This window comes from Bradymonas sediminis (genome assembly GCF_003258315.1).
GTDB classification, from domain to species: domain Bacteria; phylum Myxococcota_A; class Bradymonadia; order Bradymonadales; family Bradymonadaceae; genus Bradymonas; species Bradymonas sediminis.
The window spans coordinates 2,180,376-2,199,666 of record NZ_CP030032.1 but is presented as its reverse complement, the minus strand read 5'-3'; the positions used below and the strand labels follow the sequence as shown (position 1 = coordinate 2,199,666).

Genomic DNA, 19,291 nt, shown 5'->3' with positions numbered 1-19,291 from the left:
ACGCTGCCGCTTCCCGCGTCAATATGAACCTCTCAAACTGCATCGGAGAAACATAGTCATTGAATGAGTAAATGTGATGTGCATTGGACCACATTAAGTACCGCAAAATGGCGTGCTGAACTGCGTCGCGAGTGGCAGTAATAGCCGCGACTTTCTTGGGGGATTTCTTCTGGATGTTGATCCGCACGGCCGAGTAGTACCTAACGAGTTGAAATATCAGATCAGTCAAGCAGTATCGGTGGATTCGGCTTTGCAACTGGCTCGACTAAGCAGCGGCTTTGCCATCGGCACGTCCGCTTGGCGAACTATCGCACGGCCAGCATTAGAGTGGGCTTCGAAGTCAGAATCGGACGAGTGTGACGCATTTTATTATGCGTTGAGAGATCGTAGCACGGGTTCTTGGTTCGGTACGCTTGGCGAGGTTCCTGTTGTCATTATTGAGGCAATGGAATCAGCACGGCACCAACTCAAAGAGGAGAAGGAGGACGTTTTTTTACCGTTTTGGGAGTGGCAGGTTGGCGTTGCTGAGCGCGCATTCTATCGCGAAGAGCAGCGTGCCAAAGAGGAGCGAGGGGAGTGAGCCAACTATTTGAGCTATCATGATTATTGTATAGAGTTGGAATTCACCGAACTTGAGCTGTTCCGTTAAATCGGCCAGTTCTAGACAGGCATTTTGAGGTCTGGATTGAGCAACTTTCACAGGGCACGAAAAAATGACCGATCACCATAAAAGTGAACTTATCTTCTATGAGTCGCCCGAGGGCAAAGTCCGGGTCGAAGTCCGTCATGAAGACGAGAGCTTTTGGCTTTCGCAGCGGAGGATGGCGGAGCTTTTTGGAGTTGAAGTGCAAACAATTAATCATCACCTGAAACAGGTGTATAAGAGCGGCGAACTTATCGAAGAAGCAACCATTCGAAATGTTCGAATATTTTGAACCGAGGGAAACCGCGAGGTGACCCGCGAGATCTCACACTATAATCTCGACGCGATTATCTCGGTCGGCTACCGCGTCAACAGCACCCAGGCGACCCATTTTCGCATCTGGGCCACGAACACTTTGCGCGAGTTTATCGTCAAGGGTTTTCTGCTGGACGATGGGCGTCTCAAGCTAAACAAACGCTTCGGCAAAGACTATTTCGACGAGTTGCTCGAGCGGATTCGGGAGATTTGGTCGACCTCGAAGCGTCGCAGCAAGTCGTTGAGGGCGATCTCGAGGTGTTTGGGGTGGGGCCGTTTGGGCACCAGTCGTTGGCACCTGCATGCAGGAGCCCGTTCTTGGTGGAGATGTTGATATTTTTATAGGGTTTGAGAGCGTCGCAGAGCAGGTACTCGCTGACTTCGGGGCTATAGGCTCGGCGGCGTCAATCAGCTTGACGCCGAGTTCGACGGCGCGTCGCTGGAGGGCTTTGTCGCGGTCTCGGTCTGCGGGCCAGCCCTAGATGCCAGGGCCGGTGATGCGCATGGCGCCGAAGCCGAGGCGGTGGACGGGCATGTCGGGGCCGATTTTGAAGGTGTCGTGGTCCATGGTGACCTTCTTGGGTGGTGAGCGTGGGTGTGGTGCGTTCGGAGGAAACAGATAGGAACGTGCTGGGGTGAGGTCAACCGGCGGATGTGTTGGGCTCGATGAGGTGCTCGAACGCGTGGTCTTGCTTGAGGCGCTTCCGAGGCGCGTGCTAACTTCGTTGAGTACGAAGAGATAATGCCAATCCTCGGGCGGATATATCGGCCGGGGGAAGGAGGAGGTGGGTGGTGCATGAGCAGACGGACCTTCATCTGGTGCTCGGAAAGCTGAGTCGGGCGAGTGTGGGGCTTGTGATTGAGCCGGCGCATCTCTGCTATTTGGTGGCGTTGCGGGTGCGGGCGGAGCATGGGAATTTTGCGTCTTTGACGGGGGAGCAGTTAACGGATTTGTATCTGCAAGTGTGTGAACTCATCGAGCCGGATGCGTCGAATCCGAGTAAGCGTGCGACGCATGCGATTCAGCATCTTCGGGACCAGCGGCTGTTGCGGCGGGTGGACGGGGCGGGGGTGGTGCGCGATGGGGAGTTTACGCTGACACAGCTCGCGGTCGCGGTGGTCGATTTTTTTGTGGCAGACGAGACGCTGACTCGAGTGAGTTTGGTGGTGTTAATGCGGGCGTTGATTTCGCAGCTTGGGACGGTGTTGGTGGATGCGCGCAAGGCGCAGGATGAGCAGGCGTGGCGAGCGGATGTGGTGGAGCCGCTTAGGGTGACGGTGGGTGATTTGGTCGCGGGGATTGAGCGGCGCCAGCGCGGGATGGATGCGCAGCAGCGGGAGGTTCGTGAGGAGATTAGCGCGTTGTTGTTGAGGGATTGGTTTGCGGCGGTGGAAGAGTGTGAGGCTCTGCTGGAGAAAACGAGCGAGACGCTTAGCGAGCTCAATGAGATTTTGTTGCGCGATAGCGCGCTGTTGCATGAGCAATTGCAGGATATTGAACAGTTGGCAATGGATGCGGAGGTCGAGGCGGCGGTTGAGCAAGCGCAGCGGGTTCAGGAGCACCTGGAACGGGTGGCGGCGTGGGGCGGGGAGCGGCAGCGGGCCTGGTCGGATTATTATCAATATATCCAGCGGTTTTTGCGCGGAGTCGTTCGCCTGGACCCCGACCGCGCGGTCAGCCAACGCCTGCGCGACCAACTCGCCGGGTGGCTTGAGCTTGAGCGGCGTTTTGCGTTTGTGGTGGCCGATGAACCCTCGATTCGGCTGTTTCGGGAGGCGCGCTCGCGGGTTGAGCGGGCGCCGGTTACCCGGCCAACGGCGGATCGGGAGCGCGCGGTAGTGTTGGTCTCGGAGGACCTTCTTCCGATGCGGCTTGAGGAGCGCGTCGATGAGGCGTTGGCCAGTGGGTGTGAGTCGTTGGTGGAGGTGACGCAACGGGTGCTCCACGAGATGCCGGCGACCCAGCGCTATCGTTTTGCCGGGCGGATTGCGGCGCTTGTCGCGGAGCGGGTTCAGGTGCGCGCGCCCCATGAGCGCGAGTGGTGCCGTTTGGAGTCCGCGCCGATGGAAATCGAGGAGTGGGCGTGGCGTTCTGATTTTGGAGGGGAGTCATGAGGAGTGAGGCTTATAATTCGCTGGAAGATGTTGTGTTGGATGAGCATTTTCCGGACGTCGACCTTGAACTGCGGCGCGGTCGCCATATTGGGCGCGAGGATATCGATTGGTTCGGCTTTTTGGTCGACGCGCAATATCATTTGGAGACGTTTTATCGCCGCTTTGATTGCGAGTTGGTGCAAGGCGGCGATGCATATTTTTATCTTTTGCCCTCGGGCGCGCGCCTCGGTCGGCGTCACCTATCGACGGCGGAGATGCTCGTCGGGCAAGCGCTCGCGTTGATGCGTTTGGACCCGGCGACGGCGGAGTCGGTGGGGCTCGTTGAGGTCGGACAACTGACGGAGTTGCTCACGAATATCGTCGGAAAGGAGCGCTTGCTCAAGGCGTTGAATTCGCGCCGAGGTCAGGTGCACGACGAGCGGGTCGCCGAGAGGGAGGTGCGCGGGGAGATCCAGAAAGCACTTAGGGGTTTGGACCGCCTTGGTTTTGTCGAGCGTCTTTCGGATATGGAAATCGCGTTACGTGCGCCCTTGATGCGTTTCGCAGAGCCGGTGCGTGGGCTCTCCGACCCGGAGGCGGCGCTTATCGCGTTGATTGAATGCGGTGAGGTCGTTGTCGAAGATAAGGACGTTGATGCCGATGAGGAAGAAGCCGATGACCTGGAAATGGAGGTCGAGTCGTGAAACGCACTCGCGCAACACAGTTGGCTCTGGTGAATTGGAAGGGCGTCTTTTATCAGCGCTATTTGCTCGACGAACATGTTACGGCGCTGGAGGGGACCAACGGGGCGGGTAAGACGACCGTGATGATCGCGGCTTATGTGGTGCTCCTGCCGGACCTGTCGTTTTTGCGTTTTAGCAATGTTGGGGTGTCGGAGGCGACCGGGGGCGATAAAGGGATTTATGGGCGTCTAGGCGAGGCGAACAGCCCGTCTTATGCGGCGTTGGACTTTCGGCTTGGGAGCGGTGAGCGGCTACTTGCGGGGGTTCATTTGGAGCGGAAAGCGGAGCCAAATCTCAACCTGACGCCCTTCATAATTAGTGGGTTGGCCGACGATGTCTCGCTGCAGGATCTATTGCTTGATCGCGGGCGAAGGGACGGTGAGTTGGACGCGGTTCCGGAGTTGAATCGGCTCAAAGAACTCGCCGCGCTGAGCGGCGCGCAGCTCAAGAGCTATTCGAAGACAGCCGATTATTTTAGCGAACTCTTTGAGCGCGGTGTCGCGCCGCTTCGCCTCTCGGAGCGTGAGGAGCGCAGCAAATTCAATCAGATGCTGCACACGAGCATGGTCGGGGGGATTTCGCAGGCGCTTACGAAGAGGCTGCGCGAGTTTCTTTTTAGCGAGGAAACCGGTCTGGCGGACACCTTAAAGCGCATCCACGCGAATCTGGATGCCTGTCGGCGCACGCGTATGGAGGTCGAGAGTTCGCGGCGTATGGAGGCCGAGATCACCGGTGTCTTTGAGGCGGGGCAGGAAATGTTTGGCGCGGCGATTCACGCGACGCGCGTGCGCTCGGATGAGTTGCATCGGCAGGTTATTCGGGCTGGCGAGGAGCTTAAGCGGGTTGAAGATAAGGGGCGTGATTTGGCGGCGGAGCTCAAAAAAAAGGAACTTGAGCGTGCGGAAGTAGTGGCTGAATTAGAGGTTGCTAAAGCGGCGAGTGAGGATTCCTGGCGAGTGCTTGAATCGGTGCGGGGGGCGCATCAAATTGCGGGTCGGATCGCGAAATGCGAGGCGCAACGAGTGGCTGCGGCCGAGCGTTTTGAGCAAGCGCAACAGGCTGAGCAAAAGGCTTTAGATGCGCGAGCATTTGCGCGAGATCGTCACAAAGATGCTCAGAAAGACGTTAAATCGGCGACGCTTGGGCTCGCTGATTTTCAGAAGGGAATCGACGGGCTTCGATATCGGGCCTCGGCTTTTAGGCATATTTCTAAGCAGCTTGAATTGGCGCGTCGTGGGTTGCCCGGCGAAGATGTGCGTGCCGAGACGGCGCCGGGTTTTCGCCAGGCGTGTGAGGCGCGTGTTGGCGAGCTTGACCGCAGGATCGTGGTGCTTGAGCGCCAGCTCGAGACCGCCGACCAGCGTCGCCGCGAGCATGAGGGTGTGTTGGCGGCGCTCACTGAGCTTTGCGGCGCGCCTATTTCGGCCCAACAGGCGCTCGCCAGGGCGCGCCAGGAGTTGAGCGCGTTGCGAGAGTTGGAGAGCTTAGGCGCGCAGGTGGCAGAGTTTAGCGCGCAGCTTGAGAAGGCGCGGGTGCTTGTGGCGAAGCAAAAAGATGCGTGGCAAAAAGCGGCGCGCTGGAGTGAGCCGAACGCGGAGCTTCGCTCTCAAGAAGATGTGCGCGCGGCCTTTGATGGCGCTGATGCGCAGCTGGAAGTTGCCCGGGGCGCTCAGGCGAGTGAGCACGCGGCGAGTGATGAGGCCGAGCGTGAGGTGCGGGAGTTGGAGGGTTCGATTGAGGCGCTTCAGGCGTTGCTTCCGCGTTGGCGCGCGCTGCGCGAAGTTGCGGCGAGGCTTGCAAAGGCATGGCAACCCGAGAGACCGCTAGAGAGTCGCGCCGATGTGGAGGCGTTGCATAGGTTTTTGGGAGACAGGCGCGATGCGTTTCGCGAGCGCCACAAAAAAGCGCGCGCTCGACTTGATGCGTTGTTGAAGCGAATTGAGCAGCTTGAAGGCGGTGGCGGTGAGTTTCGCCCGGAGGTTTTGAGGGCGCGTGATGCGGCCGAGGGCGAACTGCTCGCGGGGCATTTTGATAATATTTCGGTCGAGGATGCTGGCCGGGTGCAGGCGCTTCTGGGCCCCCTCGCCGAGGCGATTGTCGTCGACGATATCTGGCGAGCTGCGAAGAAGTTGGCCGAAGAGCCGCGACGCCCGGAGACGGTCTGGCTTATCGAGGAGAGCACGCGGCTGGCGGAGGAGTTGGAGAGGCGCTCGCAGAGTGATGAGGGTGCGGGTTTTGAGGACGCGGTATTCGTGGAGGCTTATAGCGGATATCGCATGACGACTGTGCCGGCTCAGCCGACGCTGGGGCGCAGGGCGCGGACCAAGCTCATCGAGGAATTGGGGCTCGAGGTTGTCGATGCGGAGGGAGAGTTGGCGCGGGCCGTGGCGGATGAGCGCCGCGTTGAGGATGCGCTTACAAGTGTTACGGTGCTGCTCGCCGAAGTCGGGCTTCTTGAGCGCGCGGACCCAGCGCCGGAGTTGCACGCGGCTCAGGGGAGGTTCGCCGCGGCAAAAAACACCGCCCATCGCCACGCGCTTGAGCTTGAAAGGCTCAGCGCCCAAATTGAGAAGATCAGGGCACGACGCGGTGGGCTGCAGGGGCTTTTGCCGAGTGCAAACCTCCTCGATTTGCCCGATCAGGCCGAGCATGCGCGTGCGCTTGAGCGGCGTTTAGACGACGCGCGCGCGGCAAAAATACGGGTGAAAACGGTGGCTGAGCCGCGTCAGATTGTGGAAGAGGGGCTTGATATTTTGCGAGAGATTCCTCTGTCCGAGGCGCAGCTTTCGACGCGTCGCGCCCAAGCTGTGAAGGTGTGTGAGGAGCGCGATACGCAGAGGCGTTTGCGCGATGCGCTGAGTGAAGTGGTCGAGAATTCGCATGCGCTGAAGTGGTCCGATGCGCCGGCTGCGTTGGAAAAAAAGCAGGCGCTTCACCCGGTGCTCAATGCGCAATTGAAGCTGGCCGAAGAGGCGCGTGATGCGGCGCAAAAAGAGCAGGACGCGGCCGAGGTCGATTATGAGTCGGCGAGTGAGCGCATGCGTCTGGTGGACGCGGAATTAAAGGCTCTAAACGCCACACTTCAGCGGGATAAAGAGGAGTTTGCGACCACCGGTGTTGAGGACGCCAGTGATGCAGCGGTGGTGCGCGCTGAGCAGACCAATAAGAGTTGGAGAGCGGAGTCTGAGCGGCTCGATAGACAGGAGCGGGAGCTTGGCGATGCGGTCGTCGCGGCGCGGGTGAGACACCAGGCGGTGGCAGTTAAGGTTGAGGATGCGCGCAACGAACTCAGTGAGTCAGAAGCTCAGTGGCGTCCGCAGGCAGCGCGCTGGGAGCGGCTGCAGCAAGAGGCTGAAGAAGCCGGAATTCTCTGCAGCGTGATGACTCCGGCCTATCTGGAGCAAACTCAGAACAAAGGGTCGGTGAATCTGTTTTCGGAGGCTCTAAGTAGCGCGAAATTACTTATAGAGCGTCTCGGGCAATCCGAGGGTGGGATTGAAAGAGCGCAGAAAGTTCGCGACGCGCTCGACGGCACCAAAGGTGAGTCGGGGTTGGCCTATTTGCGGGCCTGGCTGGGCGCGCGCGATTGGCTTCGGCGACGTGTGCCCTTGCAGATCGCCGAGGGCGATGACCCGCTCGCCTCGCTTAAGCGTCTGCGGATTCATTTGGAGCAGCTCAGCGCGAAGTTGGACGGTCAGGAGAGAAGTCTGCGCGGGAAATCTGCGGATGTTGCGCGCAATATCGAGACGCAGCGGCGTAAAGCGAATCGGCAAGTGACGCAGTTAAATAAGGAGCTGCGCGAGATTCGATTTGGGAGCATCCACGGGTTGCGAATTCGGGTGGACCGCGTCGAGCGCCAGGAGCGTGTCTTGGAGGCGCTGCGCAGTGAGGAGGCGCAGAAATTTCTCTTCCAAACCGAGATGTCCTTTGAGGATGCGATGGCGAATATCGCGACGCGTTTTGGTGGCGGGAAAACGGGGGGGCAGCGCTTATTGGATTATCGTGAATATCTGGAATTGCGGATCGAGGTGATGCGCCAGGCGGGGCATGATTGGGAGCGGGCGAAGCCGTCTCAGATGTCGACCGGTGAGGCGATTGGGGTCGGCGCGGCGATCATGATGGTGGTCCTGACCGCGTGGGAGCGCAGCGCGAATTTGCTGCGCGCAAAGCGCTCCAGTGGGACGCTGCGTTTTCTCTTTCTCGACGAGGCGAATCGGCTCTCACAGGATAATTTGGGCGTGCTCTTCGAGCTCTGCGAAAACCTGGAGCTTCAGTTGCTAATCGCGGCACCTGAGATTGCGCAGGCGCAGGGAAACACGACGTATCGGCTTATTCGCCAGGTCGACGAAGATGCGCGCGAGGTGGTCCGGGTGACCGGCCGGCGCGCGATAGGGAGCGACGCCTGATGTGGAGTAATGAGGCCCACCAGCTCGCCCTGCTCGAATTTTGGGCGTCGGGCACCCTAAAACGTCGCAAATCTCAGGCGGCCGCCTGGGAGGAACTCGCCGAACTACCGTGGTCGCGCCGGAGCGCGCGGCACCGTGAATTGGCGCTCGATGAGGCATCCCGACCGGCGCTTGAAACGATGCTCGATCGTGTCTTCCCCACATGGCGCGAGGTTGAGGCGGAGCTGCGCCGCCGGGGCTTGAAGGTGGACCTGCATGGCTATCGAAGTCTGGGCGAAAAGCGGCGCGTCGAAGCCTTGCCGGAAATGAGGCATCGGCGTCTCAACCAACGTACGGCGAACGCGGTGCTCGGTGTTCATTCCAAGGCAACGCTTAGTGAGGAGCAGCGGGAGGCCATTGACGAGGTCGAAGTGACGCGGGATGGGCTGGTTCGAATCCGCCCAAATGCTGGTTTGAGCGTGATCCGAAACACCGCCGAATTGGATGCCAACGCGCTTGCCGAATGCCTGGGAGAGTTAGTCCTGACGGAGCGGGCTTTGCTCGATGGAACGCAGCTTCGGGGTGTGCTGCCGAAGGCGTTGTTGACCGTCGAAAATCTGGGCACTTTTGTCGATATTCAGGTGCCGCCCGGGTGGATGGTTGCGTTTGTTCCGGGTTGGAATACGGCGACGGCGCGGTATCTTCTGGAGCTTCTTTCGACCACGCCGGTGGTTCATTTCGGCGACCTCGATCACGATGGTTTTGGTATTATGAAGCATCTGCGAAGCCTGCGTCCCGATCTTATCTGGGCTCTCCCGCCGTTTTGGCAGGAGCAGGTCGCGCACCGTGGCCAAATGAAAGGGTGGCCCGCCGACCTCGATCTTGGCGACGCGCCTGAGTGGGTCCAGCGGCTTGCGAGTGACGGCGTTTGGTTGGAGCAGGAGGTCCTGGTTTTGGACCAAAGGTTGGCGGTGTATCTTGATGGTTTATTGGAGGAATGAACTGTTGATATGCTCGCACCGGAGGTGTGCGTAAATCGTTGTGATATCCGGGCGCTGCCCAAATAATATGCTATATGCAGGGGGCTTTAAAACACGTTGTGGCGAGTCCGTGAATCGGAGCTGAGAGCAACGTCACTGCGGTCGTCGAGATAGGGCAGGCGAACCGCCTCGTGCTTGAATTCTTTTGGATGCCGTTTCATTTGAACACCTCGTTGAGTTTCTGTGATTATACATCTTCGATGTGTCCGGAAAACTGAATCAAGCTCAGTTTCGGGGTTAGTGTGACGCTAACAACATATAATGCCCGCGCGAGACGGAACAAAACCGCCCAACTAATCAAAAATCGAATGAACCCCACCGCTGGCTGGTTTGCCTCCACGAAGACCCGGTAGACACCGCCGAATGCGCTGCTATAGTGCGCTCGACGCGGCCGATTTCCGGCTGTTTCACGAACCAGGAAATGAGTTTTTATGAGCGCTTTTGAACCCCATTTTAAAGCCGCTATCACGCCGCTTCGCCAGGCCGCCTCGAGCGCCGCGCCGAAGTTGCTCGATGGCAAAAAGATTGCGAACGCCTTGCTCGCCCAGATCAAAGACGCGACCCAATTGCTCGCCGAGCGCGAGGTTCGTGCGCATCTCTGTGTGGTGCGCGTGGGAGATGACCCGGCCAGCGAGATCTACGTGCGCCATAAGATTCGCGCGTGCAAAAAGGTCGGCATTGAGAGCTCGCACCTGCATCTGCCGGCCGATATCTCCCAGCAGGAGCTCCTGGCCGAGCTGCGCCGCGTCAACGCGGACCCGGCGGTGAATGGGGTTCTGTTGCAATTGCCGCTGTCGGCGCATCACGATTCCGAAGAGGCGATTATGACGGTCGCCCCGCACAAAGATGTCGATGGGTTTCACCCGAATAATCTTGGCCGGCTGATGAGCGGCCAGGCTAACCTGGAGCCCTGCACGCCGCGAGGCATCATGACGCTGCTCGCGGCAAGCGGCGTGGACTGCGCCGGCAAACAGGCGGTGGTCGTGGGGCGCTCTATGATCGTGGGGCGCCCGATGGCCCAGATGCTCGTGCGCGCCAACGCGACCGTCACGGTCTGTCACCGCTTTACCGAGAACCTCGCCGATATCGTGCAGCGCGCCGATATCCTGGTCGTCGCCACGGGCGTGGCCGAGCTCATCAAGGGCGCCTGGGTTAAACCCGGGGCGGTGGTCATCGACGTCGGCATCAGCCGCATGGCCGACGGCTCGCTGCAGGGCGATGTTGAGTTCGAGGTCGCGCGCGAGCGCGCCTCACTTATTACGCCGGTGCCCGGCGGCGTCGGCCCGATGACCGTGGCGACGCTCATGGAAAACACGCTCCACGCAACCCTGGCCGCCCATCACCTGGTCATTCGTGGCGGTGAGATCTGTGATAAGACCCGCTGACTTTTTGATATCGATTGATTCGTTAGCTGCCACCAAAATCGGAGACCGACATGTCTGACGCGCAAGAGAGCACCGATACGAAGTCCATCCCGCTTGAGCACCGTCACCGCGAGCTCGGCGCGCGGATGACCCCGTTCGCGGGATATATGATGCCGCTGCAATACGCGGGGATTAAGGAGGAGCATCTCGCGGTGCGCAATGGCGTCGGCCTCTTTGACGTCAGTCATATGGGCGAGGTTGAGTTCGTCGGCCCCGACGCCATCGCGATGATCGACGGCCTGGTGACCAACGACGCCTCCAAGCTGGTCGACGGCCAGGCCATGTACGCCGCCTTATGTAACGAAGAGGGCGGCATCATCGACGACGTCCTGGTCTATCGACTCGCCGAAGATCATGTGATGGTCTGCGTGAACGCGAGCCGGCGTGCCGAAGATCTTGCCCATATGAAGGCGAACGCGCGCGGCGACGCCGAGCTCCGAGACACCAGCGACCAATACGTGCTGCTGGCCATCCAGGGCCCCAGGGCCATCGATCTTCTCAAGGCGCTCGCCCCCGATGAGGCCGACGCCTTCGAGGCGCTGCGCTACTATCGGGCGCGGCGCGGCGTGGTCGCCGGCGTCGAGATGTTGGTGTCACGCACCGGCTATACCGGCGAGGACGGCTTCGAGTTGTATATCCCGGTGGCGCAGGCTGAGGCGGTGTTTGACGCGACGCTTGAGGCCGGCGAAGACTTCGACCTGGCGATGTGCGGGCTGGGTTGTCGCGACACGCTTCGGCTCGAGGCGCGCTTTAACCTCTATGGCCAGGAAATGGATGAAACAACCAACCCATTTGAGGCCGGTTTAGGCTGGACAGTGAAGCTTAAAAAGAAGACACCTTTTGTCGGGCAGGACGCGCTCAAGTCGATCAAAGAGCGCGGACTCACCCGCAAGCTTTGCGGCTTCGTCCTGCAGGGAAAAGGCATGATTCGCCCCGGATATGAGATCTATATCGGGGAGCAACGCGTGGGCGAAGTCACCAGCGGATCGTGGGGGCCGACGCTTGAAGAAAGCATTGGGCTGGGGTACATCGACCTCGAATTTGCGGATGCGCCGATGGTCGACATCCAGATTCGAAAAAAACGCGTCCCCGCCCAACTCACCAGCAAGCCTTTTTACAAGCGCGATTAGGTTTTTTGCATGATTCGCCACCGCGAATGATGCGTTTCATTTCGTACTATTCAATTCAATCTTTTTAGCAATTTGCGAGCAAAATTATGGAAATCCCAGAAGGTTACCGATTCTCCGAAGAACATGAGTGGGCCCGCGAGGAAGAGGACGGCAGCATCACCATTGGCATCTCCTGGCACGCCCAGGATCTGCTGGGCGATATCGTCTATGTCGAGCTGCCCGAAGAAGGCGACTCCATCGAGAGCGGCGAAGAGTTCGGCGTGCTCGAGAGCGTCAAGGCAGCCTCGGACCTCTACGCGCCGATCAGCGGCGAGGTCATCGTGGTCAATATGGAGCTTGAGGACGCCCCGCAGACCATCAATGAGAGCCCCTTTGACGAGGGCTGGATGATGCGCGTGCGCCCCGACGACATTCAGGAGTTCAACGACCTGATGGACGCCGACGAGTATCGTGCATTTGTCGAGCGCGGCTAAGTAGATGGGCTGGGCGTGCTGAGTTGAGGCTGGCTTTTACGGCTTGTTAGAAACGAGGTTATCATGCGTTATTTGCCACATACCCTGGAAGATATCGAGTCGATGCTCGAGGCGATCGGCGTGGAGTCGATCGAAGAGCTCTTCGAGCAGATCCCCGCCGAGTATCGCTTTAAGGGGAAGTTGGCGCTCGCCGAGCCGCAGAGCGAGCTGTCGCTTGAGCGCGACCTCGGGCTGCTGGCCGCCAAGAATCAGGTCGCCTCGCCCGAGACGGTCTCGTTTCTGGGGGCCGGGATGTATAACCATCACTCGCCCCACGCGCTCAATCAGCTCTTGCTGCGCGCCGAGTATTATACCTCCTACACGCCGTATCAGCCCGAGATTAGCCAGGGCACGACCAAGGCGATCTTCGAGTTTCAGTCGATGGTCGCCGAGCTGCTGGGTGTGCCGATCGCGAACGCGTCGATGTATGACGGCGCGCACGCCACCGCCGAGGCCGCGCTGATGGCCCAGCGCGTCGGCCGAAAGCGCGACTATGTCTTCGTCGCCGAGTCGGTGCACCCCGAATACCGCGACGTCATTAAGACCTATTTGGCGGCCCAGGGCGATGTATATCGCGAGTTCGGGGTGGACCCACAGACCGGTCGCTTCTCGCTCGAATCACTGCAAAAGGCGGTGGACGAGCCCGATAAGACCGCGTGTATTATCTATCAATCCCCGAACTTCTTTGGCGTCTTGGAGGACCCGCGCGAGATGATCGAGTGGGCGCATTCGCATAAAATCCAGGTCGTCTCCTGCTTTAACGAGGCGCTGGCCTTCGCGCTGACTACGCCTCCCGGGCATTTCGGCGCTGATATCATCGCCGGAGAGGGCACAAGCCTCGGCATCCCGATGGGCTACGGCGGCCCGGCGCTCGGCATCTTCGGCTGCCGCGAGCAACTGGTGCGCAAGATGCCCGGGCGCCTGGCCGGCTATACCGTCGACACCGAGGGGCGCGAGGGTTATGTCCTGACGCTGTCGACCCGTGAGCAGCATATCCGGCGCGAAAAGGCGACCAGTAATATCTGCACCAACCAGGGCTTGATGGCCCTGGCCGCGGCCATTTATCTGAGCCTGATGGGCAAAGAGGGCCTGCGCGACGTGGCAAAGCTTAACTTCTCGCGCGCCAAATACGCCCTCGAAAAGCTCACCGAGAACGGCGGCGCGCGCCGACGTTTTTCGGGGCCGATCTTCAACGAGTTCGTCCTGGAGACCCGCGCCAAGGCCAGCGATATCGTCGCCGAGGCCAGCGCCGACGGCATCATGCCCGGCTTCGATATGGGGCGTATCAACCCCGACTGGGAAAATTATCTGATGGTCGCCGTCACCGAAAAGACGACGCGCGACAATATCGATAAGCTCGCCAAATATATCGATAAATAAGCATCGGTATCTGCAGGGATCAGCGACGATTGATGCGGAACCCGCGCAGGGTTCCGCGATGCACGTCGAGCAGCAGCCCGAAGTTGATATGAATCAACCCGTCGCTATCCTTGAGCCCCTCCGGCGGGTTCATAAAGGGCGCGGCGCTTCGCATCGCGCGCACCGCCTCATCATCATAGAATTTCAATCCCGAACTCTTCGCCACGTTGATCGTGCGCAGTGAGCCGTCGCCGTTGAGCGTGACGCGCAGCACTGTGTAGCGGTCTTTGACGCCGTAGACCTTCCCCTGCGGGTCGCGGCGGCGGTACTCCTCCATGGGGGACCACTCCTCGGCGACCGCCTCCTTGAGCCGATTCATAAAGGACCAATAGCGCGAGCGTTTCCGGTTCAAGAGTGTCTTTTCGCCTTCGGTCACGTCGGCCAAATAATCGAAATTACCGTCCCCTGCGATTGCCGCCGGCGTGTTCTGGGCGGTGGGGAATAGGTCACCCGGGCTGAGCGGGCGGGCGGGGGTGTCGGGGGCGAAGTCCGCGGGGGCTTCGGCCTTAAACGCGCCGTCTTCGGCGAGCTTGAGCGGGTTCGTGGGCGCGCTCTCGGGCTTGGCCTGCGGCGGTCGCTGGTCCTGGCTGGGCGATGACTTTTGGGGCGTCGGGGTGGGCTGCTGTTCGGGCGGCTGCTCGACGGGGCGCGCTTCGGCTGGGCGCGCTTCGGCTGGGCGCGCGGGCTCCGGCCGGGGCGTCGGCGTGGGCTTCGCCGCGCTCGCGGACTTGGTCTTTGGCAGCGAGCTTTGCTTTCGCACCGTCTCCTCGCGGGCCTTGGACGCGTATTGGTCTAAAAAGCGCGCCTCGTCCGGGGTCTCCTCAACCTCGGGGGCCTCCATGCTCACAAATTGCCCGTCGAGCTCATCGCGTAACTTCTCGCGCAGCTCGGCGCGCTCCTCTTCTTTGGTCTTGGTGGGCTCGGTGACCAGGCTGAGGCGGAAATCGCGCGCGTCCTCAAGCGCGCTGGTGAGCGACGGTTGATTGGCGCGCAGCAAATGGGGCAGGGCGGCAAGAATCGGGATGTGAAGCAGCGCCGCCACGCCCAGCGCCACCCAGAACGCGCCGCCTGATCGCCGCTCGCGCGGCGTCATCGGGGGGATGCGTTTTGGTGGCGGTGTGCTGGTTGGCATCGAAGCAAGCATTCCATTCTTTTAAGAAACTCAATTGCCCGAGCCCTCACCCATGGGATAACGACAAGGGTGGCGAAACGGCTCGAAGCCAAGCATCAGTCAGTCTACCCTAAAACTGGTGCATTTCCCCTTACAGAACAAGCCCGGCGCGCCGAATCATCCCTGCCATCGGGCGCCAGATGCGCGCCGTCCAACAAAAATCGTGGCGTGTTGGCTTGAAATTCGTTTTAGGGTTATACTTTTCGTCCAGAATAATTACCCGTTTAATTTATATGACCCGTCTAAGGAGATGCACAGATGACGCTACGCTACGATGCAACTGGCCTTAAACCGTCGGTGGTTGGAGACGCTCGCGGTGTATCTGACCTCGACCGAAGTCGACTTCGCCCCCGACTTCTTAAGGCGCATCAAGCCATTCGCACGGCCCACGAGCGCGGGGAGCTCGGGTTTATCGACTGTCCGCAAAAGGACCCCGAGTCGATTCTCAGCTGGGCAGCGAAGAAACGCGCCGAGGGCTTCCGCGAGCAGGTCGTCATCGGCATCGGCGGCTCGAGCCTGGGCAGCCGGGCACTCTACGAGGCCCTGGCCGAAGATCCGCACGCCGGCGAGGGTTCGGCCGACGGGCTGCGCACGCACTTCACCGAGAATATTGATCCGGTGGGCGTCGCGCGTCTCTTTGACCGCCTGGACTTAAGCAAGACGCTCTTTATCGTGGTGACCAAATCGGGCTCCACCGTCGAGACGATGTCGAAATTCTGGTTGGCCTTTGACCGGGTGTGCAGCGAGTTGGGCGAAGACAAGGCCCGCGCGCATTTTGTCGCGATCACCGGCCCCAAAAACGACGGCCTTCGCGCGCTGGCCGACCACTACGGCTTTGATAGCTTCGAGGTGCCGACCAACGTCGGCGGCCGCTTCAGCGTCCTCACGCCGGTTGGCCTGGTGCCGCTCGCCCTGGCGGGCATAGATATCCGCGGGTTGCTCGCCGGGGCCAAGCGCGCGCGCGAGTGCGCCGCGCTGCCGGATTTCGAGCATAATACCTTGCTCCAGATCACCGCCGATATCTTCACGCTCTACGAGCGCGGCGTCGACCAGATCGTCATGATGTCCTATAGCGACCAGTTGCTCCCCATCGCCGATTGGTTCCGCCAATTGTGGGCGGAGAGCCTCGGCAAGGCAAAGGACCGCGGCGGTAACTCCGTCCATGTCGGCATGACGCCGATTAAGGCGCTGGGGGTTATCGACCAGCATAGCCAGGTCCAGCTCTATATGGAGGGGCCCAACGATAAGTTGATGGTCTTCCTTGAGGTCGCGTCGTTTGGGCGCGAGCTTAAGGTGCCGACGCGCCCGGGGCTTCCGGCGAGTTTGGCGCACCTGGCGGGCCTCGATTTCGGCGATATTCTCGACGCCGAGCTTCAGGGAACGCGCCGCGCACTCCAAGAGGCCGGGCGGCCGACGAGCACGTGGCGCTTCGACGGGGTGCAGGCCGATGATCTCGGCTCATTTATCTTCGCCTGGGAATTTATCACCGCGCTGATGGGTGAACTATTCGATATCGACGCCTTCGACCAGCCGGGCGTGGAGCTTGGCAAGAAGCTCGCCCACGGGTTGCTTGGGCGCGAGGGTTTTGAGCAGTGGGCGAAGTTGGCCCAGAGCAACGCGGACGCCGGCGCCGCCCGCTCGATTGACGACGAGGAGTGAACGCGGCGCTCATCGGCGGCTTCTCGGATACCACGCGATGAGTTGCGCTAGTTATCGCAATATCTTTGCAATTATGATGATTCTTTGATTTAATCATCGGCGACAAGGAATCTTGGACAAAAACTTAAGGCCTTTATTTCTTCGGAACGCCGCTTCTTGAGTGGGCGCCGAATTTAGCAAAACGCGTCCGGGTTCGTGAATCGCATTCTGCGCGCAAAAGTACGGTTAGCCGAGAGCAGAAGATGGCCAACGATAATACAGTTGTTACAGTCATTAATAAGCTGCCCACCCCGGACTCCTCGGGGCAGGAAGCTTGTTTGGTGGTTATCAATGGCGTTGAGTTGGGCAAAAAATATTCGCTATCTCAGCCGACCACGGTCATCGGGCGCTCGAGCAAAGGCGATATTCAGATCGATGAGGACGCCATTTCGCGCTCCCATGCCACGATCTATGACTCCGGCGACCACTATCTGCTCAAGGATATGGCGTCGACCAACGGAACCTATGTCAACGACGTCGAGGTGACCGACCAGCGGCTGCGCGACGGCGACCAGATTAAGATCGGCCGCACGATCTTTAAGTTTCTCACCGGCAGCAATATCGAGGCGTCTTATCACGACGAGATCTATCGACTGACCACGGTCGACGGGCTCACCGAGATCTACAATAAACGCTTTTTTCTCCAGGCGATCGAGAAGGAGATGAGTCGCTCGATCCGCTACGAGCGCAGCCTCTCGCTGATCATGTGCGACCTGGACCACTTTAAGGCGATTAACGACACCTACGGCCACCTGGCCGGCGACCATATTTTGAAGAAGGTCGCCCAGCGCATCAACGGTCAGATTCGGCGAGACGACGTCTTCGCGCGCTACGGCGGCGAGGAGTTTGTGCTGCTGTTGCCCGAGGTTGACCGCGCCCAGGCGACGCGCCTGGCCGAGAAGTTGCGCGCCACGGTGGCCTCGGAGCCCTTTGAATTCGACGATACCGAGATTCACGTCACCCTGTCGCTCGGGGTCGCCGACCTCGATGAGTATCGGGCGATCATGCCGCCGTTTAAGGCGATGTCGCCGTCGGTTTTCGCGTCGTCATCGCGCGCGTCCCACACCGACACTCAGCAAGAAGTCATCAACTCCCACCCATTTATCAAGCTCGCCGATGACCGGCTCTACCAGGCCAAGGAGCTTGGGCGAAACCGAGTCGTTGGCAAATAATCGACTTGATGGGTTGAAGCTTAAACGAGACCGCGCCGCCTCAGATTGAGGCGGCGCGTTTTTGTTTGGAGCGCGGGCGCGCTCCATCAGAGGGCGCTGCTTTAGGGGATGCGGTGGAATTTGATGAGGTTTGTCTCCGAGCCGGCGCCGGCGGGATTCCCCATCACGATGATGATCTCGTCGCCGGACTTCGCCCCGCGCTTCTCGACCATCATCTTCTCGACGCGGCTCAAGATACCCTGGGTATTTTGGAGCAGGTCGATCTGGTAGGCCTCAACGCCCCAATACATCGCCAACTGGTTGTAGACGCGCTCGTTCGGCGTGCAGGCGACGATGGGCTTGGTCGGGCGGTAGGTCATCATCAGGCGCGCGGTGGCGCCGGACTCGGTGAAGACCACGATGGCGCTGACGTTGAGCTCATCGGCTGCGATGCTCGCCGCCTTGGCGACCGCGTTGGGGAAGGTGCGCAGGTGTTGAATAAATTGCGGGCCGTGATGAATCGGGGAGCCGCGGCCGTGCTCGACCTCTTCGACGATGCTGGCCATCATGCGCACCGACTCCACCGGGTACTTGCCCGCGGCGGTCTCGCCGGAGAGCATGACCGCGTCGGTGCCGTCCAGGACCGCGTTGGCGACGTCGGAGGCCTCGGCGCGGGTGGGGCGCGCGTTCTCGGTCATCGACTCAAGCATCTGGGTGGCCGTGATCGAGATGCGTCCCATCTCGTTGGCCATGCGGATGGCGCGCTTCTGGATAAGCGGGACCTTCTGCGGCGGCAGCTCAACGCCCAGGTCGCCACGCGCGATCATGATGCCGTCGGAGACCGAGATGATGTCCTCAAGCTCATGAATCGCCTGGGGTTTTTCGATCTTAGAGATGATCTTGATGTCGTGGGTTTGCGGCGGAATCAGCGCGTGCAACTGATGGATGTCGAGCGCCGAGCGCACGAAGCTCAGCGCGATATAATCGACCCCGAGCTCCAGGCCCAGCTTCAGGTCGATCTTGTCCTTCTCGGTCATGCTCGGCGCCGACACTGCCGCGGTCGGCAGGTTGATGCCCTTATTATTTTTGAGCAAGCCGCCGATCTGCACGATCGTGCGCACGTCGGTGGCGGTGACGTCGATGGCCTCCAGGCGAATCAGGCCGTCGTCGAGCAGGAGTACGTCCCCCACGGCGATGTCGCGCGTCAGCTCCTTATAGGTCGTGGAGACGCGTTCCTGGTCGCCCTCGATATCGTCGATGGTGATGACGAACTCGTTGCCCTCGATAAGCTGCACCGGGCCGTCTTTGAATTTGCCCACGCGGATCTTCGGGCCCTGCAGGTCCTGCATGATGGCCACCGGCTTGTTGAGCTCCTCGGCGACGTCGCGCACGCGCTTATAGAGGGCGCGGTGGTAGTCGTGGCTTCCGTGCGAGAAGTTGAGCCGCGCGACGTTCATGCCCGCGTGGATCAGTTGCGCGATGACTTCCGGAGAATCTGAGGCAGGCCCTAGAGTACAAACAATTTTAGCGCGTCGCATATATTTGGTCCGATAGATGTCGGCAATA

At 60.1% G+C, this 19,291-nt stretch carries 13 protein-coding genes and 1 pseudogene; 12 read left to right on the top strand and 2 right to left on the bottom strand.

Annotated elements, in window-relative coordinates; translation table 11 throughout:
- Positions 1-112 precede the first annotated feature (112 nt).
- The 10 genes and pseudogenes from DN745_RS19295 (at position 113) to gcvPA (ending at position 13,666) form a co-directional block, all read left to right on the top strand.
- Entirely contained in the window at positions 113-580 is a 468-nt protein-coding gene (locus DN745_RS19295; protein ID WP_133621988.1) for a hypothetical protein, read from the top strand.
- Positions 581-713: 133 nt separating this feature from the next.
- A pseudogene (locus tag DN745_RS20225) lies at positions 714-1,190 on the top strand (virulence RhuM family protein); the annotation flags it as partial.
- Positions 1,191-1,750: 560 nt separating this feature from the next.
- On the top strand, positions 1,751-3,073 hold the full coding sequence (locus DN745_RS08350) for a hypothetical protein (RefSeq protein WP_204355117.1): 1,323 nt from the start codon (positions 1,751-1,753) through the stop codon (positions 3,071-3,073).
- The gene (locus tag DN745_RS08345; protein WP_111333782.1) at positions 3,070-3,756 is read left to right on the top strand and encodes a chromosome partition protein MukE; all 687 of its coding nucleotides are present in this window, start codon (positions 3,070-3,072) and stop codon (positions 3,754-3,756) included. The genes DN745_RS08350 and DN745_RS08345 overlap by 4 nt, the downstream gene beginning before the upstream one ends.
- Positions 3,753-8,201: a chromosome partition protein MukB gene (gene mukB, locus DN745_RS08340; RefSeq protein ID WP_111333780.1), complete on the top strand. Its 4,449-nt coding sequence runs from the start codon at positions 3,753-3,755 to the stop codon at positions 8,199-8,201. The genes DN745_RS08345 and mukB overlap by 4 nt, the downstream gene beginning before the upstream one ends.
- Entirely contained in the window at positions 8,201-9,181 is a 981-nt protein-coding gene (locus tag DN745_RS08335) for a Wadjet anti-phage system protein JetD domain-containing protein (RefSeq protein ID WP_111333778.1), read from the top strand. The genes mukB and DN745_RS08335 overlap by 1 nt, the downstream gene beginning before the upstream one ends.
- A 470-nt stretch (positions 9,182-9,651) precedes the next feature.
- Positions 9,652-10,605, top strand: coding sequence for a bifunctional methylenetetrahydrofolate dehydrogenase/methenyltetrahydrofolate cyclohydrolase FolD (folD, locus tag DN745_RS08330; RefSeq protein WP_111333776.1), 954 nt, complete (start codon positions 9,652-9,654; stop codon positions 10,603-10,605).
- 50 nt (positions 10,606-10,655) lie between these two features.
- The gene (gene gcvT, locus DN745_RS08325; protein WP_111333774.1) at positions 10,656-11,774 is read left to right on the top strand and encodes a glycine cleavage system aminomethyltransferase GcvT; all 1,119 of its coding nucleotides are present in this window, start codon (positions 10,656-10,658) and stop codon (positions 11,772-11,774) included.
- 86 nt (positions 11,775-11,860) lie between these two features.
- Positions 11,861-12,247, top strand: a complete 387-nt coding sequence (gcvH, locus tag DN745_RS08320; RefSeq protein ID WP_111333772.1) for a glycine cleavage system protein GcvH — start codon at positions 11,861-11,863, stop codon at positions 12,245-12,247.
- A 63-nt stretch (positions 12,248-12,310) separates the two neighbouring features.
- On the top strand, positions 12,311-13,666 hold the full coding sequence (gene gcvPA, locus DN745_RS08315; protein ID WP_111333770.1) for an aminomethyl-transferring glycine dehydrogenase subunit GcvPA: 1,356 nt from the start codon (positions 12,311-12,313) through the stop codon (positions 13,664-13,666).
- A 19-nt stretch (positions 13,667-13,685) separates the two neighbouring features.
- Here gcvPA and DN745_RS08310 read toward each other — a convergent pair whose 3' ends face one another.
- Positions 13,686-14,837 (bottom strand): energy transducer TonB family protein, encoded by a 1,152-nt coding sequence (locus DN745_RS08310; protein ID WP_162687547.1) that lies wholly within the window; start codon positions 14,835-14,837, stop codon positions 13,686-13,688.
- A gap of 297 nt (positions 14,838-15,134) precedes the next feature.
- Here DN745_RS08310 and DN745_RS08305 point away from each other — a divergent pair, with 297 nt between their 5' ends.
- Complete coding sequence (locus DN745_RS08305) at positions 15,135-16,535, top strand: glucose-6-phosphate isomerase (RefSeq protein ID WP_111333766.1); 1,401 nt, start codon at positions 15,135-15,137, stop codon at positions 16,533-16,535.
- A gap of 242 nt (positions 16,536-16,777) precedes the next feature.
- The gene (locus tag DN745_RS08300; protein ID WP_111333764.1) at positions 16,778-17,746 is read left to right on the top strand and encodes a GGDEF domain-containing protein; all 969 of its coding nucleotides are present in this window, start codon (positions 16,778-16,780) and stop codon (positions 17,744-17,746) included.
- A gap of 101 nt (positions 17,747-17,847) precedes the next feature.
- Here DN745_RS08300 and pyk read toward each other — a convergent pair whose 3' ends face one another.
- Positions 17,848-19,263, bottom strand: a complete 1,416-nt coding sequence (gene pyk / locus DN745_RS08295) for a pyruvate kinase (protein ID WP_111337594.1) — start codon at positions 19,261-19,263, stop codon at positions 17,848-17,850.
- Between the last annotated feature and the right edge of the window lie 28 nt (positions 19,264-19,291).

Bases quoted from the DNA above. Each gene is read 5' to 3' on its own strand.
- DN745_RS08310 (WP_162687547.1), bottom strand. From the start codon at position 14,837: ATGCCAACCAGCACACCGCCACCAAAACGCATCCCCCCGATGACGCCG.
- gcvT (WP_111333774.1), top strand. From the start codon at position 10,656: ATGTCTGACGCGCAAGAGAGCACCGATACGAAGTCCATCCCGCTTGAG.
- gcvH (WP_111333772.1), top strand. From the start codon at position 11,861: ATGGAAATCCCAGAAGGTTACCGATTCTCCGAAGAACATGAGTGGGCC.
- DN745_RS08335 (WP_111333778.1), top strand. From the start codon at position 8,201: ATGTGGAGTAATGAGGCCCACCAGCTCGCCCTGCTCGAATTTTGGGCG.
- DN745_RS08300 (WP_111333764.1), top strand. From the start codon at position 16,778: ATGGCCAACGATAATACAGTTGTTACAGTCATTAATAAGCTGCCCACC.
- folD (WP_111333776.1), top strand. From the start codon at position 9,652: ATGAGCGCTTTTGAACCCCATTTTAAAGCCGCTATCACGCCGCTTCGC.
- pyk (WP_111337594.1), bottom strand. From the start codon at position 19,263: ATGCGACGCGCTAAAATTGTTTGTACTCTAGGGCCTGCCTCAGATTCT.
- gcvPA (WP_111333770.1), top strand. From the start codon at position 12,311: ATGCGTTATTTGCCACATACCCTGGAAGATATCGAGTCGATGCTCGAG.
- DN745_RS08345 (WP_111333782.1), top strand. From the start codon at position 3,070: ATGAGGAGTGAGGCTTATAATTCGCTGGAAGATGTTGTGTTGGATGAG.
- DN745_RS08305 (WP_111333766.1), top strand. From the start codon at position 15,135: ATGACGCTACGCTACGATGCAACTGGCCTTAAACCGTCGGTGGTTGGA.